Genomic DNA, 20,538 nt, shown 5'->3' with positions numbered 1-20,538 from the left:
GGTTAGGGAGAGGGTTAGGGAGAGGGCCGGCGCCAACCCCGACACACCGGCCTGACCGACTGATTACCCTCGACCCTAAATCGCCAACCCCACCAACACCGCACACTCCACCAACTCCACCAAAGCCCCCGCCGTATCCCCGGTCGTGCCATCCAGTCGCGCCATCAGCCGGTTGCGCCACCAGAGGAACACTGCCAGCCCCACCACCAGCGCCACCAGGCCGCTCAGGCCGGTGAGCGGCATCAGCGCGGCGTTGAGCGCCAGCATCCAGGGCAGCGCGCGGCGCGGCAGGTGGTCGGCCAGGGCCTGGCCGAGGCCGCCGGGGCGGGCGTAGGGAGTGGTGAGGAACAGCAGCGGCAGGGCCACCCGCGCGAGCCAGGGCGCCAGCAGCAGGGCCCAGAAGTGGTGGGCGTCGAGCAGCGCCGCGATGGCGCAGAACTTCACCAGCAACAGCACTACCAGCACCACCACCGCCACCGGGCCGCTGCGCGGGTCCTTCATGATCGCCAGGGTGCGCTCGCGGTCGCCCAGGCCGCCCACCCAGGCGTCGGCGGTGTCGGCCAGGCCGTCCAGGTGCAGGGCGCCGCTGAAGGCCACCCATACGGCCAGCAGCAGCGCGGCGTGCAGCAGCAGGTAGGTCTCGCCGAAGAAGTAGCCCAGCGCATAGAGCCCGCCCCCCATCAGCGCCCCCACCAGCGGGTAGAACAGCGTGGCGCGGCCGAACTGCTCGGGCGTGGGCACCTCGCCCAGGCGGATCGGGATGCGGCTGAGGAACTGCAGGGCGATCAACGGCAGGAACAGGTTGCTCATCGGGGCGCGCTCACGGCGGACTCGACCGGTTGGATGTTCCAGCCGCCGGCCTGCGGCTCGATGCGCAGCGCCAGCCGTTCGCCGTGGGCGACGCTCACCTGCAGCAAGTGCTCGCGCGGCAGGCCCTGGGCGCGCGCGCCGAGCAGGCGCATCACCCCGCCATGGGTCACCAGCAGCAGGTGCTTTCCGGCATGCGTCGCGTACAGCCGCTGCAGGGCGGCGAACACCCGCGCCTCGAAGGCCGCGAGCGGTTCGCCGCCCGGCGGGGTGAAGGCGTAGGGGTCGTTCCAGAAGCGGGCTAGCGCATCGCTATCAGTCTCCATCAGCTTAGCTGCGGAAAGCCCTTCCCACTCGCCGAAATCCATCTCGCGCAGGTCCGGTTCCAGGTGCAATGGCAGGCCGCTTGCGGCCGACAGGCGCTCGGCGAAGGCGGCGCAACGGCGCAGCGGCGAGCTGACCAGGGCCTCCCAGGGCTGCTCCAGGCCCAGGCCGGCCTGCATCTGCGCCCAGCCGGCGGCGGTCAGGGCGTCGTCCAGGCGGCCGCGGAAGCCGCCGCCCAGTTCGGTTTCGCCGTGGCGCAGCAGGTCCAGGCGCAGGCTCATGCCGGGCGGTCCGACACCGCCGCCTCGGCGAAGGTGGCCATCCCGGCGTGCAGCCGGCAGGCCTGGCGCAGCAGCGGCACGGCCAGGGCGGCGCCGCTGCCCTCGCCCAGGCGCAGGCCCAGGTCCAGCAGCGGCTGCGCCTCCAGGGCCTGGAGCACGCGCTGGTGGCCGGGCTCGGCGCCGCTGTGGGCGAACAGCAGCCAGTCGCGGCACTGCGGGTTGAAGCGCACCGCGCAGAGCGCCGCGACGCTGCAGATAAAGCCGTCCACCAGGGCCACGATGCCCTTCTGCGCGCAGGCCAGGTAGGCGCCGGCCAGGGCCGCCACCTCGAAGCCGCCGAGGCGGCACAGGGCCTCGAAGGGGTCGGCACAGTGCCCGCCATGCAGGGCCAGGGCGCGTTCGATGACCTCGGCCTTGTGCGCCACGCCTCGCGCGTCCAGGCCAGTGCCGGGGCCAACCAGAGGCGCCGCGCGCTCGCCCAGCAGGCCGCAGGCCAGCGCCGCGGCGCAGGTGGTGTTGCCGATGCCCATCTCGCCGCCGATGAACAGCTCGCTGCCGGCCTGTTGCGCGCGGCGCACGGATTCGCGCCCGGCCTCCAGGGCGATCAGGCACTGCGCGGCGGTCATCGCCGGCTCGCGGGCAAAGTTCAGGGTGCCGGCGCCGACCATCAGGTGCAGCACGCCGGGCAGCGGTTCCAGGGGCACGGCGGTGCCCAGGTCGATCACTTCCAGGCGAGCGCCCAGGTCGCGGGCCAGCACGCTGATGGCCGCGCCGCCGCGCACGAAGTTGCGCAGCATCTCGCCGGTCACCGCCTGCGGGTAGGCCGAGACGCCCTCCTCCACCACGCCGTGGTCGCCGGCGAACAGGGCGATCCACAGGTGCTCCAGGCTCGGCCGCTCGCGGCCCTGCAGGCTGGCCAGGTGCACGGCCACCTCTTCCAGGCGGCCCAGGGCGCCGCGCGGCTTGGTCAGCTGGTCCTGGCGCGCGGCGGCCTTGTCGCGCGCCACGCGGTCCGTGGGTTGGCACGCTTCGCGCCACCATTGCAGGCTCATACGGGGTCTCCCTTGAGGGTCATGGGCAGGCCGGCGACGGTGAACAGCACCCGCTCGCTGGCCTCGGCCAGGGCCTGGTGCAGCCAGCCGGCCTCGTCGACGTAGCGCCGCGTCAGCTCGCCCAGGGGCACCACGCCCAGCCCGGTTTCGTTGCTGACCAGCAGGATGCGGCCCGGCAGGGCCGGCAGCGTGGCCAGCAGTTCGTTCACTTCATGTTGCAGGTGCGCGCCGTCGTCGGCGAGCAGCAGGTTGGTCAGCCACAGCGTCAGGCAGTCCACCAGCAGGCAGCGGTCCGGCGCGGCGTGCTCGGCGAGGGCCCGCGCCAGGTGCAGCGGTTCCTCCACCAGGCCCCATTCGGCGGGGCGGCGGTCGCGGTGCTGGCGGATGCGCTCGCCCATCTCGCCGTCGCCGATCTGCGCGGTGGCGAAATAGGTGACCGGCAGGCCGCTGTCCCGGGCCAGGCGCTCGGCCAGGCGGCTCTTGCCGGAACGGGCGCCGCCGAGGATGAGTTCAAGCATGGGTTTTCTCCGGGGAAGTCATGTCCTGTAGGAGCGAGCTTGCTCGCGAACCCGCCTCGCTGCGATCCCGTTCGCGAGCAAGCTCGCTCCTACGAAGAGCGGTAACTGCGGCCCTTGGCTCAAAGGCCACACAGGGATTTCAGCTTTTGGGTGTCCAGATACGCCTCCACCTGGTCCGCCAGGCGCTCAATGTCGCGCTCGCGCAGGGCGTGGTAGTCCTGCTCGACCACCTCGCCCAGGCCGGCCCAGCGCAGCAGCGCGGCGCAGGCGGCGGGGGATTCGAACAGACCGTGCAGGTAGGTGCCCATGACCTGGCCGTCGGCGCTCAGGGCGCCGTCGCAGCGGCCATCGTCCAGGCGCACCGCAGGGCTCTCCAATGCCGGCCCGCTGGTGACGCCGGCGTGGATTTCGTAGCCGCCGACCTCGGCGTCTTCCAGGGCCAGCCGGCCACGGACGTTGCGCAGTTGCTTCTCCGGTTCCAGCACGGTGTCCAGCTCCAGCCAGCCGAGGCCGGCGCTGCCGCCGGCGGCGCCTTCCAGGCCGTGGGGGTCGGACAGCGTGCGGCCGAGCATCTGCAAGCCGCCGCAGATGCCCAGCAGCTTGCCGCCATAGCGCAGGTGGCGCTCGATGGCGGCGTCCCAGCCCTGGGCGCGGAGGAAGGCCAGGTCCGCGCGCACGCTCTTGGAGCCGGGCAGGATGACCAGGTCCGCCGCCGGCATCGGCTGGCCAGGGCCGACGAAGGTCAGTTGCACCTGCGGGTGCAGGCGCAGCGGGTCGAAGTCGGTGTGGTTGCTGATGCGCGGCAGCACCGGCACCGCCACCTTGAGGCTTTCCCCGGCCTTGGCGGCCTGGCGGGTGTCGATGGCGTCCTCGGCTTCCAGGTGGAAGTCCATCAGGTAGGGCAGCACGCCCAGCACCGGGATGCCGGTGCGTTCCTCCAGCCAGTCCAGGCCCGGCTGCAGCAGGCCGATGTCGCCGCGAAAGCGGTTGATGACGAAGCCCTTCACCCGCGCCCGCTCGCTTTCCGAGAGCAGTTCCAGGGTGCCGACCAGATGGGCGAAGACGCCACCGCGGTCGATGTCGGCAATGAGGATCACTGGGCAGTCCACCGCTTCGGCGAAGCCCATGTTGGCGATGTCGTTGGCGCGCAGGTTGATCTCCGCCGGGGAGCCGGCGCCTTCCACCATCACCACCTGGTAGGCGTCGAGCAGGCGCTGGTGGGATTCCAGCACGGCCTGTTTGGCGACCCTTTTGTAATCGTGATAGGCGGCGGCGTTCATGCTGGTCACCGCGCGGCCGTGGATGATCACCTGGGCGCCCACGTCGCTGTTGGGCTTGAGCAGCACCGGGTTCATGTCGGTGTGCGGCACCAGGTGACAGGCCTGGGCCTGTACCGCCTGGGCGCGGCCGATCTCGCCGCCGTCGGCGGTCACCGCGCTGTTCAGCGCCATGTTCTGCGGCTTGAACGGCGCCACCGCCACGCCCTGGCGGCGCAGCCAGCGGCACAGCGCGGTCACCAGGGTGCTCTTGCCGGCGTCGGAGGTGGTGCCCTGCACCATTAAAGTAGTGCCTTGCACCATCAGGGTGGTCATGTCGGGCTCCATTCGCCGAGGGCCTGGCCCAGGCGCTGCCAACCGGCTTCGTCGGCGGGCAGGCCGAAGCGCAGGCTCGGCGGGCTGTCGAAAAGGCGTACGAGGATGCCGCGGCGAGCCAGGTGCTCGTGCAGTTCGCCGGCCCGAGGGTAGGCAAGCCACTGGAACAGCGCGGTGCCCTGGGTCAGCAACCGGTGCGTTTTCAGAAGCGCGGCCAGGCGTGCGCCGGCCTGCTCCAGCGCTGCGCGGCGTTCACCTTGCCGCGCATGGTCGGCCAGGGCGTGCCGGGCCACCCAGCGCGTCGGCCCGCTCACCGCCCAGGGCCCGAGCAGCTCGGCCAGGCCCCGCAGCAACGCCGGCTCGGCGAAGGCAAAGCCCAGGCGCGCGCCGGCCAGGCCGAAGAACTTGCCCAGCGAACGCAGCACCACCAGGCCCGGCTGGCCGCCGGCCAGGGGCAGCAGGCTGTGGCCGGGGGTGCAGTCCATGAAAGCCTCGTCCACCACCAGCCAGCCGCCGCGGGCCCGCAGGCGCTCGTGCCAGGCCAGCAGGCGTTCGCAGTCGAAGCGTCGGCCGGTGGGGTTGTTGGGGTTGACCAGCAGCAGCACGTCGAGCTGGTCGATCAGGCCGTCCACCTCATCGTCGGCCAGCTCCAGCAGCTCATGGCCATGCTGTTTCCAGGCCACCGCGTGTTCGGCGTAGCAAGGCGCGAGCACGCCGACCCGGCCCGGTGCGCGCAGACGCGGCAGGGCCTGGATCGCCGCCTGGCTGCCGGGCAGTGGCAGCAATGAGTCACAGCCGTAGTAATCGCGCGCGGCCTGTTCCAGGCCGTCGTCGTCTTCCGGCAGGCGCTGCCAGGCGCTGGCGGGGATGTCCGCCAGCGGCCAGGGCCAGGGCGCGATGCCGGTGGACAGGTCGAGCCAATCCTCCAGCGCGATGCCGTAGCGCCGCGCGGCTGCGCGCAGCTTCCCGCCGTGCTCAAGCATGCAGCAGCGCCCCCAGGCCGAGGATCGCCAGCAGCCACAGCAGCACGCCCTGGCGCACCAGGGCCAGGGCCCGCCAGATGTCGCGGGCGCCGGGCGCCGGGCCTTCGCCCAGCTGCGGGCGTTCGTGCAGTTCGCCGTGGTAGACGGCGTTGCCACCCAGGGCCACGCCCAACGCACCGGCGCCGGCGGCCATCACCGGGCCGGCGTTGGGGCTGTCCCATTGCGGCGCCTGGCGGCGCCAGCTGCGCAGGGCCAGGCGGGTGTTGCCGAGCAGCGCATAGGTCAGCGCGACCAGGCGCGCGGGGATGTAGTTGAGGGCGTCGTCGATCTTCGCCGCGGCCCAGCCGAAGCGTTCGAAGCGTGGGTTGCGGTAGCCCCACATGGCGTCCAGGGTGTTGCTCAGGCGATAGAGCACCACGCCCGGCGCGCCGGCCACGGCGAACCAGAACAGCGCGGCGAACACCGCGTCGCTGCCGTTCTCCAGCACCGATTCGGTGGCGGCCTTGGCCACCGCGCTGTCGTCCAGTTCGGCGGTCTCGCGGCTGACCATGTAGCCCACGCGCTTGCGCGCCTCGGGCAGGTCGCCGTCGCGCAGGGCCAGGGCCACGGGTTCAGCGTGCTCGCCCAGGCTGCGCAGGCCGATGGCGGCGTAGAGGGCGATGGCGGAGACCAGCCAGCCGAGGTGCGGGACCAGTGTTAGCAACCAGGTGATGAAGGTCAGTGGCAGCACGGCCAGGGCCCAGGCGGTGACGCCGTGGCTGCGCCAGCCTAGGCCGGGGGTGTGGTTATCGGAGGTTGGGGAGTTTGGAAGAAGAGCGCCCTCTCCCCGGCCCTCTCCCTGAAGGGAGAGGGAGTCGACGCTGCCAACCGGCAAGTCTGGCGTACGTGAACGGTTGAAGCGGCGTTCCAGGCGGTCGGCCAGGCGGCCGAAGGCCACCAGCGGGTGCCAGCGCTTCGGCTCGCCCAGCAGGCCGTCCAGGGCCACGCCGGCGACGCTCAGCAGGGCCAGGCTCATGGGTGTTCTCCCCAGTGATTTTCATAAAGCAGTTCGTTCAGCGGGCGCGGCTGGCGCCAGCCTTCCAGGGCCAGCATGGGCGCCGGGTAGAACTCCGCCACCGGGCCCAGGCAGAGCACCGCCACCGCCTCGCTGCCCGCCGGCAGGCCGAGCAGTTCGCCCAGGGCGGCGGGTTCGAACAGCGACACCCAGCCCATCCCCAGGCCTTCGGCGCGGGCCGCCAGCCAGAGGTTCTGGATGGCGCAGGCCAGCGAGGCCAGGTCCATCTGCGGCAGGGTGCGGCGGCCGAAGACGTGGGCCTCGCGGCCGTCCGCCAGGGCCGCCACCAGCAGCTCGGCGCAGTCGCGGATGCCCTCGACCTTCAGCCGCATGAATTCTTCGGAACGCTCGCCCAGGGCCTCGGCGGTCTTCACCCGCTCCGCCTCCACCAGGCCGTGGATGGCCTCGCGCAGTGCCGGGCGGGTGATGCGGATGAAGCGCCAGGGCTGCATCAGGCCGACGCTGGGGGCCTGGTGCGCCGCTTCCAGCAGCCGCGCCAGCAGCGCCGGGGCCACCTCGCCGCCGCTGAAGTGGCGCATGTCGCGGCGCTCGGCGATGGCGCGGTAGATGGCCGCGCGTTCCTCGGGGCTGTAGGCGTGCTCGTTCATGGGCGGAAGATCGCGGCGGCGGCCGCCGGGTTCGACGGCAGGTAGAAGTGGATGTAGGTCGCGGTCAGTCGGCCCAGGCGGAACACCGCCTCGGCCACCGGCTTGGCGTTCGGGCAGCTGCCGCGCAGGGCCGGTTCCAGTTGGCTGTCCAGCAGCGAATGGTGGAAGGTGTGGCCACGCAGCGGGCCTTCCGGCAGCTCCACTTCCTGCAGGGCCAGGGCCGCGAGGCGCTTCTGCAGGGTGGCGCGGCCGGGCAGCAGGCCGAGCAGCCGACCGCTGCGGCCCTCGGCATCGGTCAGGCCGTCGAGCAGGTAGAGCATGCCGCCGCACTCGGCCAGCAGCGGCTTGCCGGCGGCGTGGTGGGCGCGGATGGCCTCGGCCATGGCGCGGTTGTTCTCCAGTTGCGCCAGATGCAGCTCGGGGTAGCCGCCGGGCAGGTAGAGGCTGTCCACCTCCGGCAGGCGTTCGTCGGCGAGCGGCGAGAAGAACTTCAGCTCGGCGCCCAGTTCGCGCAGCAGGTCGAGGTTGGCCTGGTAGAGGAAGGCGAAGGCGGAATCCCGCGCCACGCCGATGCGCACACCGGCCAGGGACGCTTGCAGTTCGCGCTCGGTGGGCGCGGCGAAAGTCACCGGCGGCGGCAGGTCCACCGCGCTGCTGGCGGCCAGGGCATCGGCGGCGGCATCCAGGCGCGCGTCCAGATCGGCCAGCTCCTCGGCCTGCACCAGGCCCAGGTGGCGGCTGGGCAGTTCCAGGTCGGCGCTGCGCGGCAACGCGCCGTACCAGCGGATCCACTCCGGCAGGCTGTCGCGCAGCAGGTCGCTGTGGCGCTGGCTGCCGACGCGGTTGCCGAGCACGCCGGAGAACGGCAGGCCGGGCTGGTAGGTGGCCAGGCCCACGGCCAGGGCGCCGAAGGTCTGCGCCATGGCCTGGCCGTTGATCACCCCGAGCACCGGCACGTTGAAGGTACGCGCCAGGTCGGCCGCCGAGGGCGTGCCGTCGAACAGGCCCATCACCCCTTCGATGAGGATCAGGTCGGCCTCCCCCGCCGCTTCCCAGAGCAGCCGGCGGCTCTGCGCCTCGCCGACCATCCACAGGTCGAGCTGGTGCACGGGCGCGCCGCTGGCGCGGGCGAGGATCATCGGGTCGAGGAAGTCCGGGCCGACCTTGAACACCCGCACCCGGCGCCCCTGGCGCGCGTGCAGGCGGGCCAGGGCGGCGGTGACGGTAGTCTTGCCCTGCCCCGAGGCGGGAGCGGCGATCAGCAGCGCCGGGCACTGGCGCGCCTGGGTCATCAGAACTCCACCCCTTTCTGCGCCTTGATGCCGGCCTTGAAGGCGTGCTTGACCAGGCCCATCTCGGTGACGGTGTCGGCGGCGTCGATCATGCCCTGCTGGGCGGCGCGGCCGGTGACCACCACGTGCTGGTGCGCCGGGCGCGCGGCGATGTCCGCCAGCACGGCATCCAGTTCCAGGTAGCCGTGCTTGAGGGCGATGTTCAGCTCGTCCAGCAGCACCAGGCCGACGGCCGGGTCGGCCAGCAGCTCGCGGGCCACGTCCCAGGCCTGCCGGGCTTTCTCGATGTCGCGCTGGCGGTCCTGGGTCTCCCAGGTGAAGCCCTCGCCCATCACGTGGTAGCGCACCTGCTCGGGGAAGCGCCGGAAGAAGGCTTCCTCGCCGGTGCTCGCGGCGCCCTTGATGAACTGCACCACGCCGGCCTGCATGCCGTGGCCGAGGGCGCGGGCGAGCATGCCGAAGGCCGAGCTGCTCTTGCCCTTGCCGTTGCCGGTGAGCACCAGCAGCACGCCGCGCTCGTCCCGGGCCTGGGCGATCTTCTCGTCGATCACGTCCTTCTTGCGCTGCATGCGCGCGCGGTGGCGCTCGTCCTTTTCCGGGGATTCGCTCATCGTTGTGTCTCCTGGCCGAAGGCGGCCGTGCTCGCGATACCAAGGCACCGGGGCTGAAGGGGCGTGCGGGAGTGACGAAGGAAAGCAGCCGCGCGGCGCGGGGCCGTGGCTGGAAGGAGAATGCTCATCTGCCTGATCGCTCCACCGCTCTCACCCGCGCGGCTAGTAAACCGGGATGACGCGGGGCGATCGGAGCGCGGCCTGGGCAGCGCCCGACGGCTTCCTGCGCGTCGTCTTGCGCTACGGGCCGGTCTCCGGGCTCGCGAGTGAAGGTCACTGGACCTCTGCGGCTGCGCCTTCCCATGCCGTTGGCACAGTGGCTGTTGCGTCCGCGTGACTCGCCTACCGTTGCGGGGGCAGCGCCGGAATGACCGAATTGGCTCGGTTGCACCGGCTTCCCTGTTTCACCTCCAGCCGTGGCTGGAGGCACCTGTAGCAGGCGCGCAGCTTAGAGGCTGGCGGGGTGGCCGGTCAATCGGCGGCGGCGATGGGTCGCGCCGCCGGCGCGGGCGCGGCGGCCGGGTCCTGGCGGCACCAGCGCAGCCAGATGAACTGCAGCTGGACCAGGGTGGCGCGGGCCAGCTCGCGGCCTTCGGCGGGCAGCCGGTGGTCGTTTTCCAGGGCCTTGAACAGCGCCACGCTGACCGCGTCCAGGGCCTGCTCGCGGCCGGCGCGCGGGCCTCCGGCGAGCAGCAGGTCGTGCAGACGCAGCAGGTAGGCGTCGCGGGCCCGGCGTACGGGGCCGCGGGCAGCGGCCAGGCGCGCACGGAGGAACAGCAGCTCGTCGCCCAGGTCCAGCCCCAGCAGCCCACCGCGCCAGCGCGCGCGGCGCTCGGCCGGCAGGTTCTTGTAGAACTGCGCCAGGCGCAGCAGGCGGTCGGCGCTGCGGCCGTCGAACCACACCTCCGCCACCGGCAGCGGGCCGCGGGTGAGCCGCGCCAGGTCGGCGAGGATGGCCGCCAGCACGCGGCGGTAATGGCGCTGCCCGGGCGCCAGGCGCACCAGGTTGAACACCAGCACGGCGAAGGCCACGCCGACCACGGTGGCCAGCGCCGAGTTGAGGAAGTGGCCGAGGTCGTAGCTCATCTCGTTGCTCGGCCCGATGTTCTTCACATAGAAGATGCAGAAGGACGAGGCGATGGCGGCGATCGGCGGCCGCGTCATGCACAGCGCGGCGATGAACAGCGGCACGCCCAGCACCAGCGCCAATGCCGGGAAGCCATCGCACAACGGCAGTATCACCAGGCCCGCGACACCGGCGAAGGGCACCGACAGCACGATGCCGCGCAGGAAGTTCAGCCCGGCGCCGGCCGGGTTGTCGCGGCTGGCGAACAGGCTCAGCACCACACCGGTGATGGACACCGCGCCCAGGCCGCTGGGCCAGGCCGTGGCCAGCCAGAAGGCCGACACACAGAGGAACGCCAGGGCGCTGCGCAGCCCGTAGAGCAGGCCGCGTTCGATGTCGCGGTGCCAGACGATCACCCCCGGCGCGTTGCGCGGCGCCTCGCCGTAGACCAGCGCCTGCATGCTGCGCTGGGCCTCGCCGGCCATCTCCAGGGTGCGCGCCAGGCATTCCAGGCACAGGCGCTGCTGGGCGTTGTCCAGTTCCCGAGCGGCGACGCCAAGGCGTTCACGGCAGTCCTCGAAGGCGCGGTACTCGGCCTTATCCAGCAGAGCCATGACCTCGCACCGCCAGGGCTCCAGCGCGGCCGCCGCGGCCTGGTCCAGCAGCCGCCATTCCCGCGCCACCTTGCGCGCCGCACGCAGCAGGCCCAGCAGGTCGGCGTTCAGCACCCGCAGCGCCTGGGCCCGGCGCCGGCCGCTCTCGCCCTCGAACCAGGCGTGCTCGCGCTGCGCATCCACCGCCACGATGCGGCCCATGGCGCGGATCAGCGGGCCGCGCTCGTCGGCGCCGGTCAGTTCGGCAGCGGCCGCCTGCAGGCCGGTCTCCCAGGCGCCCTTGCCCTGCTCCGCCAGTTGCTGCTGCACGCGCCGCGGCCAGAGCACGATGCTCACCAGCGAGGCGCAAAGGATGCCCAGGCCGATCTCCGAGCAGCGCGCCACGGCCTGGTCGAACACCGTCATGGGCACGGCGCTGGAAGGCAGCGCGATGATCGCCGCGGTGTAGCCGGCGAGCACAAAACCGTAGGAAGAGAAGTTCTGCAGCAGCGAGGCGCCGGCGGTGCAGAATGCCAGCCAGGCGGCCATGGCCAGCAGGAAAGGCAGCGGCGCCTGGCCGAACAGGGCGATCAGCGCCACCGAGACCATGGCCCCGATGCAGGTGCCGAGCAGGCGGAACACGCTCTTGGCCAGCACCATGCCGCTCAGCGGCTGGCTGACCACGAACACCGTGACCAGCGCCCATTGCGGTTGCTGCAACTCAAAGCGGAACGCCAGGTAGAGCGCGAGAATGCCGGCCAGCAGCGACTTGCTGGCGAACTGCAGGTCCGTGCGGCGCGGGCGCAGCACGGCGCGAAAGAACTCGGTGAACAGCGAGAGGAAGGCAGGCATGCAGACATACCGGCAAAATAGTTGACCGAACTATTAAATAGCTTGCTAACAATGTCAAGAAACATCCTGTAACCTCCCTGAGTGGAAGGCGACGGATGGTCCCGTCACACAACTCCGCTAGACTCCGTGGGATGACCGAAACCGCTCAAGCCGGCCAGCTGCGCCTGGACACCTCCGCCTCCCCGCCCCTGCTGCAAGTCAGCGGCGACTGGACGCTCGCCCATTTCGCCGACCTGCAGCGCCAGGTCGGCGCCCTCGACGGCCAGCGCGCCCATGCCGGGGGCTTCGACTTCAGCCAACTCGGCGCCCTCGACACCGCCGGCGCCAGCCTGCTCGCCGACCTGATCGGCGCCAGCGGCCTGCAGCGCCTGGACGAGATCGCCGCCGACGTGCCCAGGGAGCGCCGCGACCTGCTGCGCGCGGTGGGCAGCTCCATCACCCAGTGCCGCCTGCACGAGAAAAAGCCGCCGCCGGGCAATGCCCTGGCCGACCTGCTGGAACGCATCGGCCGCGCCATGGAGGTCTTCTGGAAAGACCTGGTGGGCGTGCTCGGCTTCATCGGCCTGACCCTCGAAAGCCTGGCGCGCTGCGCCCTGAATCCCCGGCGCTGGCGGCCCACCTCGCTGGCCGCGCACATGGAGCAGACCGGCCTGGACGCCGTGCCCATCGTGGCCCTGCTGACCTTCATGGTCGGCGCCGTGGTGGCCTTCCTCGGCGCCACCGTGCTGAACAAGTTCGGCGCGGCCATCTACACCGTCGACCTGGTGGGCTTCTCGTTCCTCCGCGAGTTCGGCGTGCTGCTCACCGCCATCCTCCTCGCTGGGCGTACCGCCAGCGCCTTCACCGCGCAGATCGGCTCGATGAAGTCGAACCAGGAGATCGACGCCATCCGCGCCCTGGGCCTGGACCCGATGGAACTGCTGGTGCTGCCGCGGGTGCTGGCGTTGCTGCTGGTGCTGCCGCTGCTGACCTTCCTGGCGATGCTCTCGGGCATCGTCGGCGGCGGCGTGGTCTGCGCGCTGTCGCTGGACATCTCGCCGCGCATGTTCATGGTCATGCTGCAGAACGACATCGCCGTGCAGCACTTCCTGGTGGGCCTGGTGAAGGCACCGATATTCGCCTTCGTGATCGCCGTGATCGGCTGCCTGGAAGGCTTCCGCGTCAGCGGCAGCGCGCAGTCGGTCGGCGAGCACACCACCTCGGCGGTGGTCCAGTCGATCTTCGCGGTGATCCTCATCGACGCCATCGCCGCGCTGTTCTTCATGGAGATGGGCTGGTGAGCGAAGAAGCCATCATCCAGGTCCGCGACCTGTGCAACCGCTTCGGCGACCACGCGGTGCACGAGCACCTGGACCTGGACGTGCGCCGCGGCGAAATCCTCGGCGTGGTCGGCGGTTCCGGCACCGGCAAGTCGGTGCTGCTGCGCGCCATCATCGGCCTGCGCCGGCCCCAGGAAGGGCAGATCCACGTGTTCGGGCAGAACCTGCTGGAACTGCCACCGGAGCAGCGTTCCAAGATCGAAAGGCGCTTCGGCGTGCTGTTCCAGAACGGCGCGCTGTTCTCCTCGCTGACCGTCAGCGAGAACGTCTGCCTGCCGTTGATCGAGCATGCCGGGCTGTCCCGCGAGGACGCCGAGTACCTGGCCAAGGTGAAGATCTCCCTGGCCGGCCTGCCGCCGGAGGCCGGCGCCAAGTACCCCTCGGAGCTGTCCGGCGGCATGGTCAAGCGCGCCGCCCTGGCCCGCGCCCTGGCCCTGGACCCGGACATCCTGTTCCTCGACGAGCCCACCGCCGGCCTCGACCCGATCGGCGCGGCGGCCTTCGACCAGTTGATCCTGACCCTGCGCGAGGCCTTCGGCCTCACCGTGTTCCTGGTCACCCACGACCTGGACACCCTCTACACCATCTGCGACCGCGTCGCCGTGCTGTCGCAGAAGCGCGTGCTGGTGGTCGGCAGCCTCGACGAGGTGGCGGCCAACCCCGACGCCTGGGTCCAGGACTATTTCCACGGCCCGCGCGGCCGTGCCGCGCAGCAGGCGGCGGACCGCCTGCGGGAGGAGAACTGAATGGAAACCCGCGCCCACCACGTGGTCATCGGCCTGTTCACCGTGCTGGTGGCCATCGGCGGCCTGCTCTTCGGCCTGTGGCTGGCCAAGAACAGCAGCGACCAGCAGTACAACTACTACGACGTGATCTTCACCGAGGCGGTGACCGGCCTGTCCCAGGGCGGCACCGTGCAATACAGCGGGATCAAGGTCGGCGACGTGGTCAGCCTGCGGCTGGACCCGCGCGACCCGCGCAAGGTGCTGGCGCGCATCCGCGTGTTCGACCAGACGCCGATCCGCCAGGACACCCGTGCCAAGCTGGCCATCACCGGGGTCACCGGCACCGCCATCATCCAGCTCAGCAACGGCTCGCCGGAAAGCCCGCCGCTGGTGGGCAAGGACGGCCAGGTGCCGGTGATCAAGACCATCCCCTCGCCGCTGAGCAAACTGCTGGCCAACGGCGAGGACATCGCCACCAACGTCAGCAACCTGATCAACAACGTCAACCGCATGTTCTCCCAGGAAAACGTCGACCGCATCAGCCGCACCCTCGACCACATCGACCAGGCCACCGCGGTGATCGCCGAGCAGCGCGGCGACATCCGCCGCACCGTGCAGGAACTGGCCGCGGCCAGCGAACAGGCGAAGCTGACCCTGGCCAACGCCAGCCAGCTGCTGGGCAACGCCAACCAGTTGCTCGGCAGCCAGGGCAAGGATTCGCTGGTCAGCGCCCAGCAGACCCTCGCCGCGCTGCAACGCAGCAGCGAGAAGGTCGAGCGCCTGCTCGACAGCAACTACGACTCGGTCAACGGCGGCCTGAACGGCCTGGGCGAGATAGGCCCGGCGGTGCGCGAACTGCGTGCCACCCTGGAAAACCTGCAGCGGGTCACCCGGCGCCTGGAAGAGAACCCGACCAACTACCTGTTCGGCGGCAACCGCACCAAGGAGTTCCAACCATGAAGGCCCCCCTGCGCCTGCTCGGCTACAGCGCCCTCGCCGCCCTGCTCGGGGCCTGCTCGATCCTGCCCAAGGCGGAGACCCCGGACATCTACCTGCTGCCGGCGCAGCAGCAACCGCCGCACGCCACGCCGGCAGTGGACTGGTCGCTGCGGGTGCTGGCGCCCAGGGCCAGCCAGGTGCTGGACAGCAACCGCATCGCCGTGCAGCCCAGGGGCGACCTGCTCAGCGTCTACAAGGGCGCGCGCTGGGCCGACGGCGTCCCGCCGCTGCTGCGCGACCGCCTGCTCGACGCCTTCCGCGCCGACGGCCGCATCCAGGCCCTGAGCAGCGACGAAGTCAGCCTGCAGGCCGACCTGGAACTGGGCGGCGACCTGCGCGCCTTCCAGGCCGAATACCGCGACAGGGGCGTAGAAGCGGTGGTCATCCTCGAAGCCCGCCTGGTGCGCAGCGCCACCCAGCGCATCGTCGCGACGCGACGCTTCGAGGTCCGCCAGCCGTCCGCAGGGGAAAAGGTGCCGGAAGTGGTCAGCGCCTTCGGCCAGGCCACCGATCGCCTGGCCGCCGAGGTGGTGGGCTGGACGTTGCAGCAGGGGCAGGCGCAGAAGTTCGAGCGGTGATGGCGAAGCGCCTAATGGCAACACGTAGGGCGCATAACGCCTACGGCGTTATCCGCCGTTTGGCCTCGGTCCCCGGCGGCGCCAAGGCCAACCGTGGCGTTGGCTGTGGCCTCGGCGTATCGGCGTATAACCGCGAACGGTTATACGCCCTACGGAGCGCCTTTCGTAGGATGGGTTGAGCGAAGCGATACCCATCGCCACGGCTAGTCGGAAACTCGCCTGCGCCAACCCGGATCGGTCAAGCGATAACACTGCAGGGGACTGCGCGGAGAATCCGGTTGGGTCATTTCCAGCAATCCGGACACCATCGCCGGCCCCAGGTAGTTCTTCCGGAAGGTTGGCCGGTGCGACAACCCCAACCTGCGCATGATTTCCGAGGACTTGAGGGCTTCTCCCTTGTTGAAAGCCTGCAACAGCTGTTGCACGCTCTCGTTTACTTGGTCGGTAACTTGATCGCTTACTTGTTCGGTCTGCGCGACTTCGTCCATGGCTGCCAGTAATGCCCGCAACATGTAGTCAACGAAGGGCGTCGCCTGTGCAACATGATCGGCCTCGGCCAAGGCCGCGTAGTAGGCCTCCTGCTGGGCATGGATGACCGTCTCCACCGGCAAGTAAGCCAACAGCGGATTCCAGCGACTGAGTATCAAGGTCTGCCAGAGTCGTCCCATGCGCCCGTTGCCATCGGCGAACGGGTGAATGAATTCGAACTCGTAATGAAAAACACAACTCGCCAGTAGCGGGTGCCAGTCCGTATGGCCCAGCCACTCCAGCAACTGCCCCACCAGCGTCGGGACACGGTTGGCCGGCGGCGCCATGTGTAGCAATTGGTCACCCCGGTAGATGCCGACACCACCCTGTCGAAAATGCCCCGCGTCGTCGATGAGCCCTTCCATCAGGCTGGCGTGGGCTGCCAATAGATCGGGTTGAGAGGTCGGGTGCCAGGAAGGCAGGTATTCATAGGCGCGAAAGGCATTGCGCACTTCCTGGATTTCACGGGGCAATCCCAGCACCCGCTTCCCCTCCAGCACGGCAGTGACCTGCTCGACGCTGAGGGTGTTGTTTTCGATGGCCAGAGAGGCCTGGATGGTACGGATACGGTTGCCGCGCCGTAGTTGAGGCGTCAATGCCGAGTCGCCACCCACCGAAAGCCGACCGACCCGCTCGCAGATTTCACCGACCAATCGCAGCAGTGAAGCGGAAAGGGCAAGCGGTGGTTCATAGGCCTTCATGGCGATATCTGGTCCGAGTCTGCGCAGGCATCCGAAGCGATAGTGCGTACATTGGCGGCACTGCCACCCGTGGCAAACACCGAGCGCACGTTATTGGTTCTCCACCCGCCGCAACAGATAGGTATCCATGATCCAGCCATTGGCCTCGCGGGCCTTCAGGCGGGTGTCGCGGATGTGTTCGGCGACTTCGTCCAGGCGGCCGGCGATCAGCAGTTCGTCCGGGGTGCCGACGTAGGCGCCCCAGAAGATTTCCAGGTCCTGGCCGCGCAGACCGGTGTAGCTGTCCTGGGCATCGAGCATCACCACCACGTCCTGCACGCCGGCGGGCAGGCCTTCGCGGGCCAGGCGGCGGCCGGTGGTGATCTGCAGCGCGCCGCCTATGTGGTTGAGCGGGATGCGATGGCGCGCGGCCAGGGCCTGCACGCTGGTGATGCCGGGGATGACTTCGTAGTCGAAGCGCAGCCGGCCGCTGGCGAGGATGGCGTCGAGAATGCGGATGCTGCTGTCGTACAGCGCCGGGTCGCCCCAGACCAGGAAGGCGCCGCACCCGTCTTCGGCCACGTGCTCGTCGATCAGCCGCTCGAACAGCGCCTGCTTGGCCGCGTTGAGGTCCACCACGCTGCCGGCGTAGTCGGCCACGCCGCGCTCGCGCTCCGGCAGTTCGGCCTCCACCACGCGGTAATCGCTGCGCTCGACGTAGCGCTCGCAGATGTCGCGGCGCAGGTCGAGCAGCTTGGTCTTGCTGGCGCCCTTGTCGAGCAGGAAGAACACGTCGGCGCGGTTCAATGCCTTGACCGCCTGGAGGGTCAGTTGCTCGGGATCGCCGGCGCCCACGCCGATCAGCAGCAGTCGTTTCATGGTCATTTGCAGTGGTAGGGGCTTTCGCCTTCCAGTTCCTGGTCGGCGTCGATGTCACGGATGATCACCGTGGCCTTGGGATAGCTGGAGCAGAGCGCGTTGCGCACCGTGTAGATGCCGCTGCCCTGGGCCAGGAAGGACTTCTTGTTGAGCTTCTGTCCGTTGGCGTCGACGGCGTCTATCTCGTAGTGGCCGCCGAAGGTCTTGCAGCCGCCCAGCACCAGCAGGCTGGCGCCGAGCAACAGGGGAATCGCTTTCATTGCCTCTCCTTGTCTGCGACCGGCAAAGGTGCGAGCCGGTCATTCTGAGGATGTCGGGCCTGTTTCGACAAGCCCGGCGGCCATTTGCTCCCCGCCGGGGCGCTCAGCGCTTGCCCATGGAGCGGCGCGAACCGCGGGGCGCCGGCGGACGGCGTACATCCTTGTCGTGGGCCTTGCGCGGCTGGTAGCCGGCGGCGGCGTCCTTCTGCGCGGCGAGGGCGGCGCGGGTCAGTTCGGCCAGGGACAGCGGGGCCTGGGCCGGGGTGTCCGCGCTGTCGTCGCGCGGCGGCTGTTGCGAGGAAGTCATGATAGAGACCGGGTGAAAGATGCGGAAACGGCGCCCATCATACCCGATAGGCACCGTGCCCGCTGCTCCTCAGGCGCCGACCGGCTCCCCGGTGGGCCCCGCCGGGCGCGCCTGGCCGAGGCTTTCGTCGAAGCGCAGCAGGCGCCCGGCGTTGCCCAGCACCAGCAGGGTGCTGAGGTTGTGCAGCACGGCGGCGATCATCGCCCCGGCGGCGCCGAGCAGGCCGAAGGCGGCCGCCGCGACTATGGCCAGGGTCCAGCCCAGGCCGATCGCCACGTTCACCTGCAGGGTGCGCCGGCACTGGCGGCTCAGCCGCACGCAGGTGCCCAGGCGGCGCAGGTCGCTGCCGATCAGCACCACGTCGGCCGAGGCCAGGGCGATGTCGGCGCCGCCGGCGCCCATGGCCACGCCCACCACGCCGGCCTTGAGCGCCAGCGAATCGTTAATGCCGTCGCCCACCACCAGCGGGCGGAAGCCCTTGTCGATTTCCTCGCCGACACGGTGCAGCTTGTCTTCGGGCAGCGCCTGGGCGCTGACTTCGGCGATGCCCACCTCGCGCGCCACGCCTTCGGCGACGCTCTGGCGGTCACCGGTGAGCAGCAGTTGGCGGCCCAGGCCCAGCTCGCGCAGTTCGGCCATGGCCTGCGGCGCTTCCGGGCGCAGGCTGTCGGCCAGCAGCAGCCAGGCGCGGAAGCGCCCGCCCAGGGCCAGGCCGGCGATGGGGCCGTCGTGCTCGGGCACCGGCGCGGTGGCGATGCCCAGTTGGGCGAACAGTTCGGGCCGGCCGAGGGCTGCCTCGCCCTGCGGGGTGTGGGCGATGACGCCCAGGCCCTGGCGTTCGCGGATGTCTTCCAGCGGGTGGTAGGCATCGTGGGGCACCAGCGCAGCCAAGGCGCGGCTGACCGGGTGGCTGCTCGCCGCGCCCAGGCTGGCGGCCAACTGTCGCAGCGCCGCCGGGTCCTCCCCGGGCTCGCCGCGCAGGGCCTGCAGGCGCAGGCTGCCGTGGGTCAGGGTGCCGGTCTTGTCGACCACCAGCGAGGTCAGGTCGGCCAGTTCCTCGAGGAAGGCCGAACTGCGGATCAGGATGCCGTGGCGCGCCGCCACGGCGATGCCGGCGATGGCCGTGGCCGGCGCCGAGAGCACCAGGGCGCAGGGGCAGGCGGCGACCAGCACGGCGAGCATGGCCTGGGGGTCGTTGGTGACGAACCAGGTGACCGCGGCGATCAGCAGCACCAGCACCATGTAGCGCCCGGCGTAGCGTTCCAGCAGGCGGGTGATCGGCGGCTTGGCGCGCTCGGCACGCTGCATCAGGGCGATCACCTTGCCCAGAGTGGATTCCTCTCCGGTGCGCGTCACCTCGATGCGCAGCAGGCCGTCGAGGTTGATGGCGCCGCCGTAGACTTCCATCCCGGCCTGCGCCTCCAGCGGCACCGATTCGCCGGTGATGGGCGCGGTGTCCAGGCTGGCCTGGCCGTCCAGCACCCGGCCGTCGGCCGGCACGCGGTCGCCGGCACGCACTTCCACCTGGTCGCCGGCGCGCAGTTGGGCGTTGTCCACTTCCTCCACGGCGCCGTCGGCGCGGATGCGCCGGGCCTGGCTGCGGGTCAGGCGGCCGAGGGCCTCGATGGCTTCCTGGGAGCCGATCACACTGCGCTCTTCCAGCACGTGGCCGAAGATCATGATGATCGGCAGCAGCGCGGCGGTCAGCAGGTCGCCGGTGGCCCAGGCGCCGAGCATGGCCAGGGCGATCAACTGGTCGGTGATGCCGTGCAGGCTGGGGTGGCGCAGGCTGGCGGCGGCCGAGCGCAGCACCGGCACCGCCACCAGCAGCGAGGCGACGCCCAGCAGCATCTGCGCCACGCCTTCCTGCTGCGGCGCCAGCCAGCGCCAGAGCAGGCCGAGCAGCAGCAGGCCGAGGGCGAGCATGGCCAGGCTCAGTTGGCGGGCGGCGGCACGCTGCTCGTCGCGGCTGAGCATCGCTCCGGTGAGGTGGCCGTGGCTGTGGCCATGGTGGTGGCCGTGGTGGTGGTGTGCGCTCATCTATCGCTCAGGTCATTGGCTCGACGCGGTCTCGTCATCCTTGAGGAGGGTGGCCCGGGGCGGGAAGCGGGTGTCCGGGCGCTGTACGTATTCCTCGGCCTCGGCCTCGGTCAGCACCCAGATCTGGTTGACCTGGCCGCTGAGGCCGCTCTTCAGGGCGACGAACTTGTCCTTCAACTGCGGCATCAGGCCGTTGACGATGAACAGGTTGTTCTCGTTGCGGATGCGCACCGAGACCGCCACCGGGTAGCTCACGGTCTTCTGGTACAGGCCGAGGCTGACCACCTGCTTGAGCAGGTTGGGCTTGGGCCGCTTGAGGGTGATGACCGGGAAGCTGGCGCTGTCCACCACGCCCACCAGCATGCCCGAGGGCAGTTCGCGGCCGGCCTCGGCGCTGCCGGTGCCGAGCAGCAGGCCCAGGGCCAGCAGCAGCGCGCCCAGGGGGCGCCAGCGGTTGCCCCGCGACGAAGTGGAAGAGTGCCGGTAAGCGACAGCGTTCATGGAGTGTCCCGCCCTAGGTGTTTTCTCGGAATGTGGGTGTCGGGCCTGCGGCCCTCGGCGAGCCTAGCGCGTCCGTGTGACATCTGTCC

21 protein-coding genes and 1 riboswitch are annotated in these 20,538 nt (G+C 70.5%); of the genes, 4 read left to right on the top strand and 17 right to left on the bottom strand.

Translation table 11 applies throughout. The features are described 5' to 3' along the window. Positions 1-75 precede the first annotated feature (75 nt). The 11 genes from M8R19_RS23335 to M8R19_RS23285 all read right to left on the bottom strand — a co-directional run bounded on the left by M8R19_RS23335 (position 76) and on the right by M8R19_RS23285 (position 11,633). Complete coding sequence (locus M8R19_RS23335; protein WP_249919048.1) at positions 76-810, bottom strand: adenosylcobinamide-GDP ribazoletransferase; 735 nt, start codon at positions 808-810, stop codon at positions 76-78. Beyond that, positions 807-1,412: an alpha-ribazole phosphatase family protein gene (gene cobC / locus M8R19_RS23330; protein WP_116422394.1), complete on the bottom strand. Its 606-nt coding sequence runs from the start codon at positions 1,410-1,412 to the stop codon at positions 807-809. The genes M8R19_RS23335 and cobC overlap by 4 nt, the downstream gene beginning before the upstream one ends. After that, on the bottom strand, positions 1,409-2,464 hold the full coding sequence (cobT, locus tag M8R19_RS23325) for a nicotinate-nucleotide--dimethylbenzimidazole phosphoribosyltransferase (protein WP_074976436.1): 1,056 nt from the start codon (positions 2,462-2,464) through the stop codon (positions 1,409-1,411). The genes cobC and cobT overlap by 4 nt, the downstream gene beginning before the upstream one ends. Then, positions 2,461-2,982, bottom strand: a complete 522-nt coding sequence (gene cobU, locus M8R19_RS23320) for a bifunctional adenosylcobinamide kinase/adenosylcobinamide-phosphate guanylyltransferase (RefSeq protein WP_074976438.1) — start codon at positions 2,980-2,982, stop codon at positions 2,461-2,463. The genes cobT and cobU overlap by 4 nt, the downstream gene beginning before the upstream one ends. Before the next feature lie 119 nt (positions 2,983-3,101). After that, complete coding sequence (locus M8R19_RS23315) at positions 3,102-4,562, bottom strand: cobyric acid synthase (RefSeq protein WP_502943072.1); 1,461 nt, start codon at positions 4,560-4,562, stop codon at positions 3,102-3,104. Positions 4,563-4,570: 8 nt separating this feature from the next. Further along, on the bottom strand, positions 4,571-5,557 hold the full coding sequence (gene cobD, locus M8R19_RS23310) for a threonine-phosphate decarboxylase CobD (RefSeq protein WP_249919047.1): 987 nt from the start codon (positions 5,555-5,557) through the stop codon (positions 4,571-4,573). Continuing rightward, the gene (gene cbiB / locus M8R19_RS23305) at positions 5,550-6,572 is read right to left on the bottom strand and encodes an adenosylcobinamide-phosphate synthase CbiB (RefSeq protein WP_249919046.1); all 1,023 of its coding nucleotides are present in this window, start codon (positions 6,570-6,572) and stop codon (positions 5,550-5,552) included. Before cbiB ends, cobD begins: the two co-directional genes overlap by 8 nt. Continuing rightward, the gene (bluB, locus tag M8R19_RS23300; RefSeq protein ID WP_249919045.1) at positions 6,569-7,219 is read right to left on the bottom strand and encodes a 5,6-dimethylbenzimidazole synthase; all 651 of its coding nucleotides are present in this window, start codon (positions 7,217-7,219) and stop codon (positions 6,569-6,571) included. The genes cbiB and bluB overlap by 4 nt, the downstream gene beginning before the upstream one ends. After that, positions 7,216-8,511, bottom strand: a complete 1,296-nt coding sequence (locus M8R19_RS23295; protein ID WP_116422400.1) for a cobyrinic acid a,c-diamide synthase CobB — start codon at positions 8,509-8,511, stop codon at positions 7,216-7,218. Before M8R19_RS23295 ends, bluB begins: the two co-directional genes overlap by 4 nt. Beyond that, positions 8,511-9,122 (bottom strand): cob(I)yrinic acid a,c-diamide adenosyltransferase, encoded by a 612-nt coding sequence (cobO, locus tag M8R19_RS23290; protein ID WP_043267745.1) that lies wholly within the window; start codon positions 9,120-9,122, stop codon positions 8,511-8,513. Before cobO ends, M8R19_RS23295 begins: the two co-directional genes overlap by 1 nt. A gap of 228 nt (positions 9,123-9,350) precedes the next feature. Continuing rightward, a riboswitch (cobalamin riboswitch) is annotated at positions 9,351-9,571 on the bottom strand. Between the two features lie 22 nt (positions 9,572-9,593). Next, positions 9,594-11,633, bottom strand: a complete 2,040-nt coding sequence (locus M8R19_RS23285; RefSeq protein ID WP_249919044.1) for an FUSC family protein — start codon at positions 11,631-11,633, stop codon at positions 9,594-9,596. A gap of 131 nt (positions 11,634-11,764) precedes the next feature. On the opposite strand from M8R19_RS23285, the gene M8R19_RS23280 reads away from it, so the two are divergent. From M8R19_RS23280 to M8R19_RS23265, 4 genes are read left to right on the top strand one after another with little or no spacing between them, the layout of a single operon-like run. Continuing rightward, entirely contained in the window at positions 11,765-12,913 is a 1,149-nt protein-coding gene (locus tag M8R19_RS23280; protein ID WP_249919043.1) for an MlaE family ABC transporter permease, read from the top strand. Next, positions 12,910-13,698 carry an ABC transporter ATP-binding protein gene (locus tag M8R19_RS23275; protein WP_249919042.1) on the top strand — a complete coding sequence of 263 codons (789 nt, stop codon included), beginning with the start codon at positions 12,910-12,912 and terminating at the stop codon, positions 13,696-13,698. The genes M8R19_RS23280 and M8R19_RS23275 overlap by 4 nt, the downstream gene beginning before the upstream one ends. After that, the gene (locus M8R19_RS23270; protein WP_249919041.1) at positions 13,699-14,637 is read left to right on the top strand and encodes an MlaD family protein; all 939 of its coding nucleotides are present in this window, start codon (positions 13,699-13,701) and stop codon (positions 14,635-14,637) included. It begins immediately after the preceding gene. Further along, entirely contained in the window at positions 14,634-15,254 is a 621-nt protein-coding gene (locus M8R19_RS23265) for an ABC-type transport auxiliary lipoprotein family protein (RefSeq protein WP_116422403.1), read from the top strand. The genes M8R19_RS23270 and M8R19_RS23265 overlap by 4 nt, the downstream gene beginning before the upstream one ends. 203 nt (positions 15,255-15,457) lie before the next feature. On the opposite strand, the gene M8R19_RS23260 is transcribed toward M8R19_RS23265, so the two are convergent. The 6 genes from M8R19_RS23260 to M8R19_RS23235 all read right to left on the bottom strand — a co-directional run bounded on the left by M8R19_RS23260 (position 15,458) and on the right by M8R19_RS23235 (position 20,449). After that, entirely contained in the window at positions 15,458-16,483 is a 1,026-nt protein-coding gene (locus M8R19_RS23260) for a Fic family protein (RefSeq protein ID WP_058070218.1), read from the bottom strand. 90 nt (positions 16,484-16,573) lie between these two features. Then, positions 16,574-17,341: a precorrin-6A synthase (deacetylating) gene (gene cobF / locus M8R19_RS23255; RefSeq protein ID WP_116422812.1), complete on the bottom strand. Its 768-nt coding sequence runs from the start codon at positions 17,339-17,341 to the stop codon at positions 16,574-16,576. Between the two features lie 2 nt (positions 17,342-17,343). Beyond that, the gene (locus M8R19_RS23250; protein WP_009618451.1) at positions 17,344-17,601 is read right to left on the bottom strand and encodes a hypothetical protein; all 258 of its coding nucleotides are present in this window, start codon (positions 17,599-17,601) and stop codon (positions 17,344-17,346) included. 103 nt (positions 17,602-17,704) lie between these two features. Continuing rightward, a complete protein-coding gene (locus tag M8R19_RS23245) occupies positions 17,705-17,908 on the bottom strand; it encodes a hypothetical protein (protein WP_009618454.1) in 204 nt (67 codons plus the stop codon). Positions 17,909-17,977: 69 nt separating this feature from the next. Beyond that, complete coding sequence (locus M8R19_RS23240; protein WP_043267751.1) at positions 17,978-19,948, bottom strand: cation-translocating P-type ATPase; 1,971 nt, start codon at positions 19,946-19,948, stop codon at positions 17,978-17,980. A 12-nt stretch (positions 19,949-19,960) separates the two neighbouring features. Further along, a complete protein-coding gene (locus tag M8R19_RS23235) occupies positions 19,961-20,449 on the bottom strand; it encodes a hypothetical protein (RefSeq protein WP_249919040.1) in 489 nt (162 codons plus the stop codon). Between the last annotated feature and the right edge of the window lie 89 nt (positions 20,450-20,538).

It is taken from the genome of Pseudomonas sp. R3.Fl (genome assembly GCF_023516765.1).
In the GTDB taxonomy this organism is placed as follows: Bacteria; Pseudomonadota; Gammaproteobacteria; order Pseudomonadales; family Pseudomonadaceae; genus Pseudomonas; species Pseudomonas citronellolis.
The sequence above is the reverse complement of the archived record's forward strand: the minus strand, read 5'-3'. Positions and strand labels throughout refer to the sequence as shown.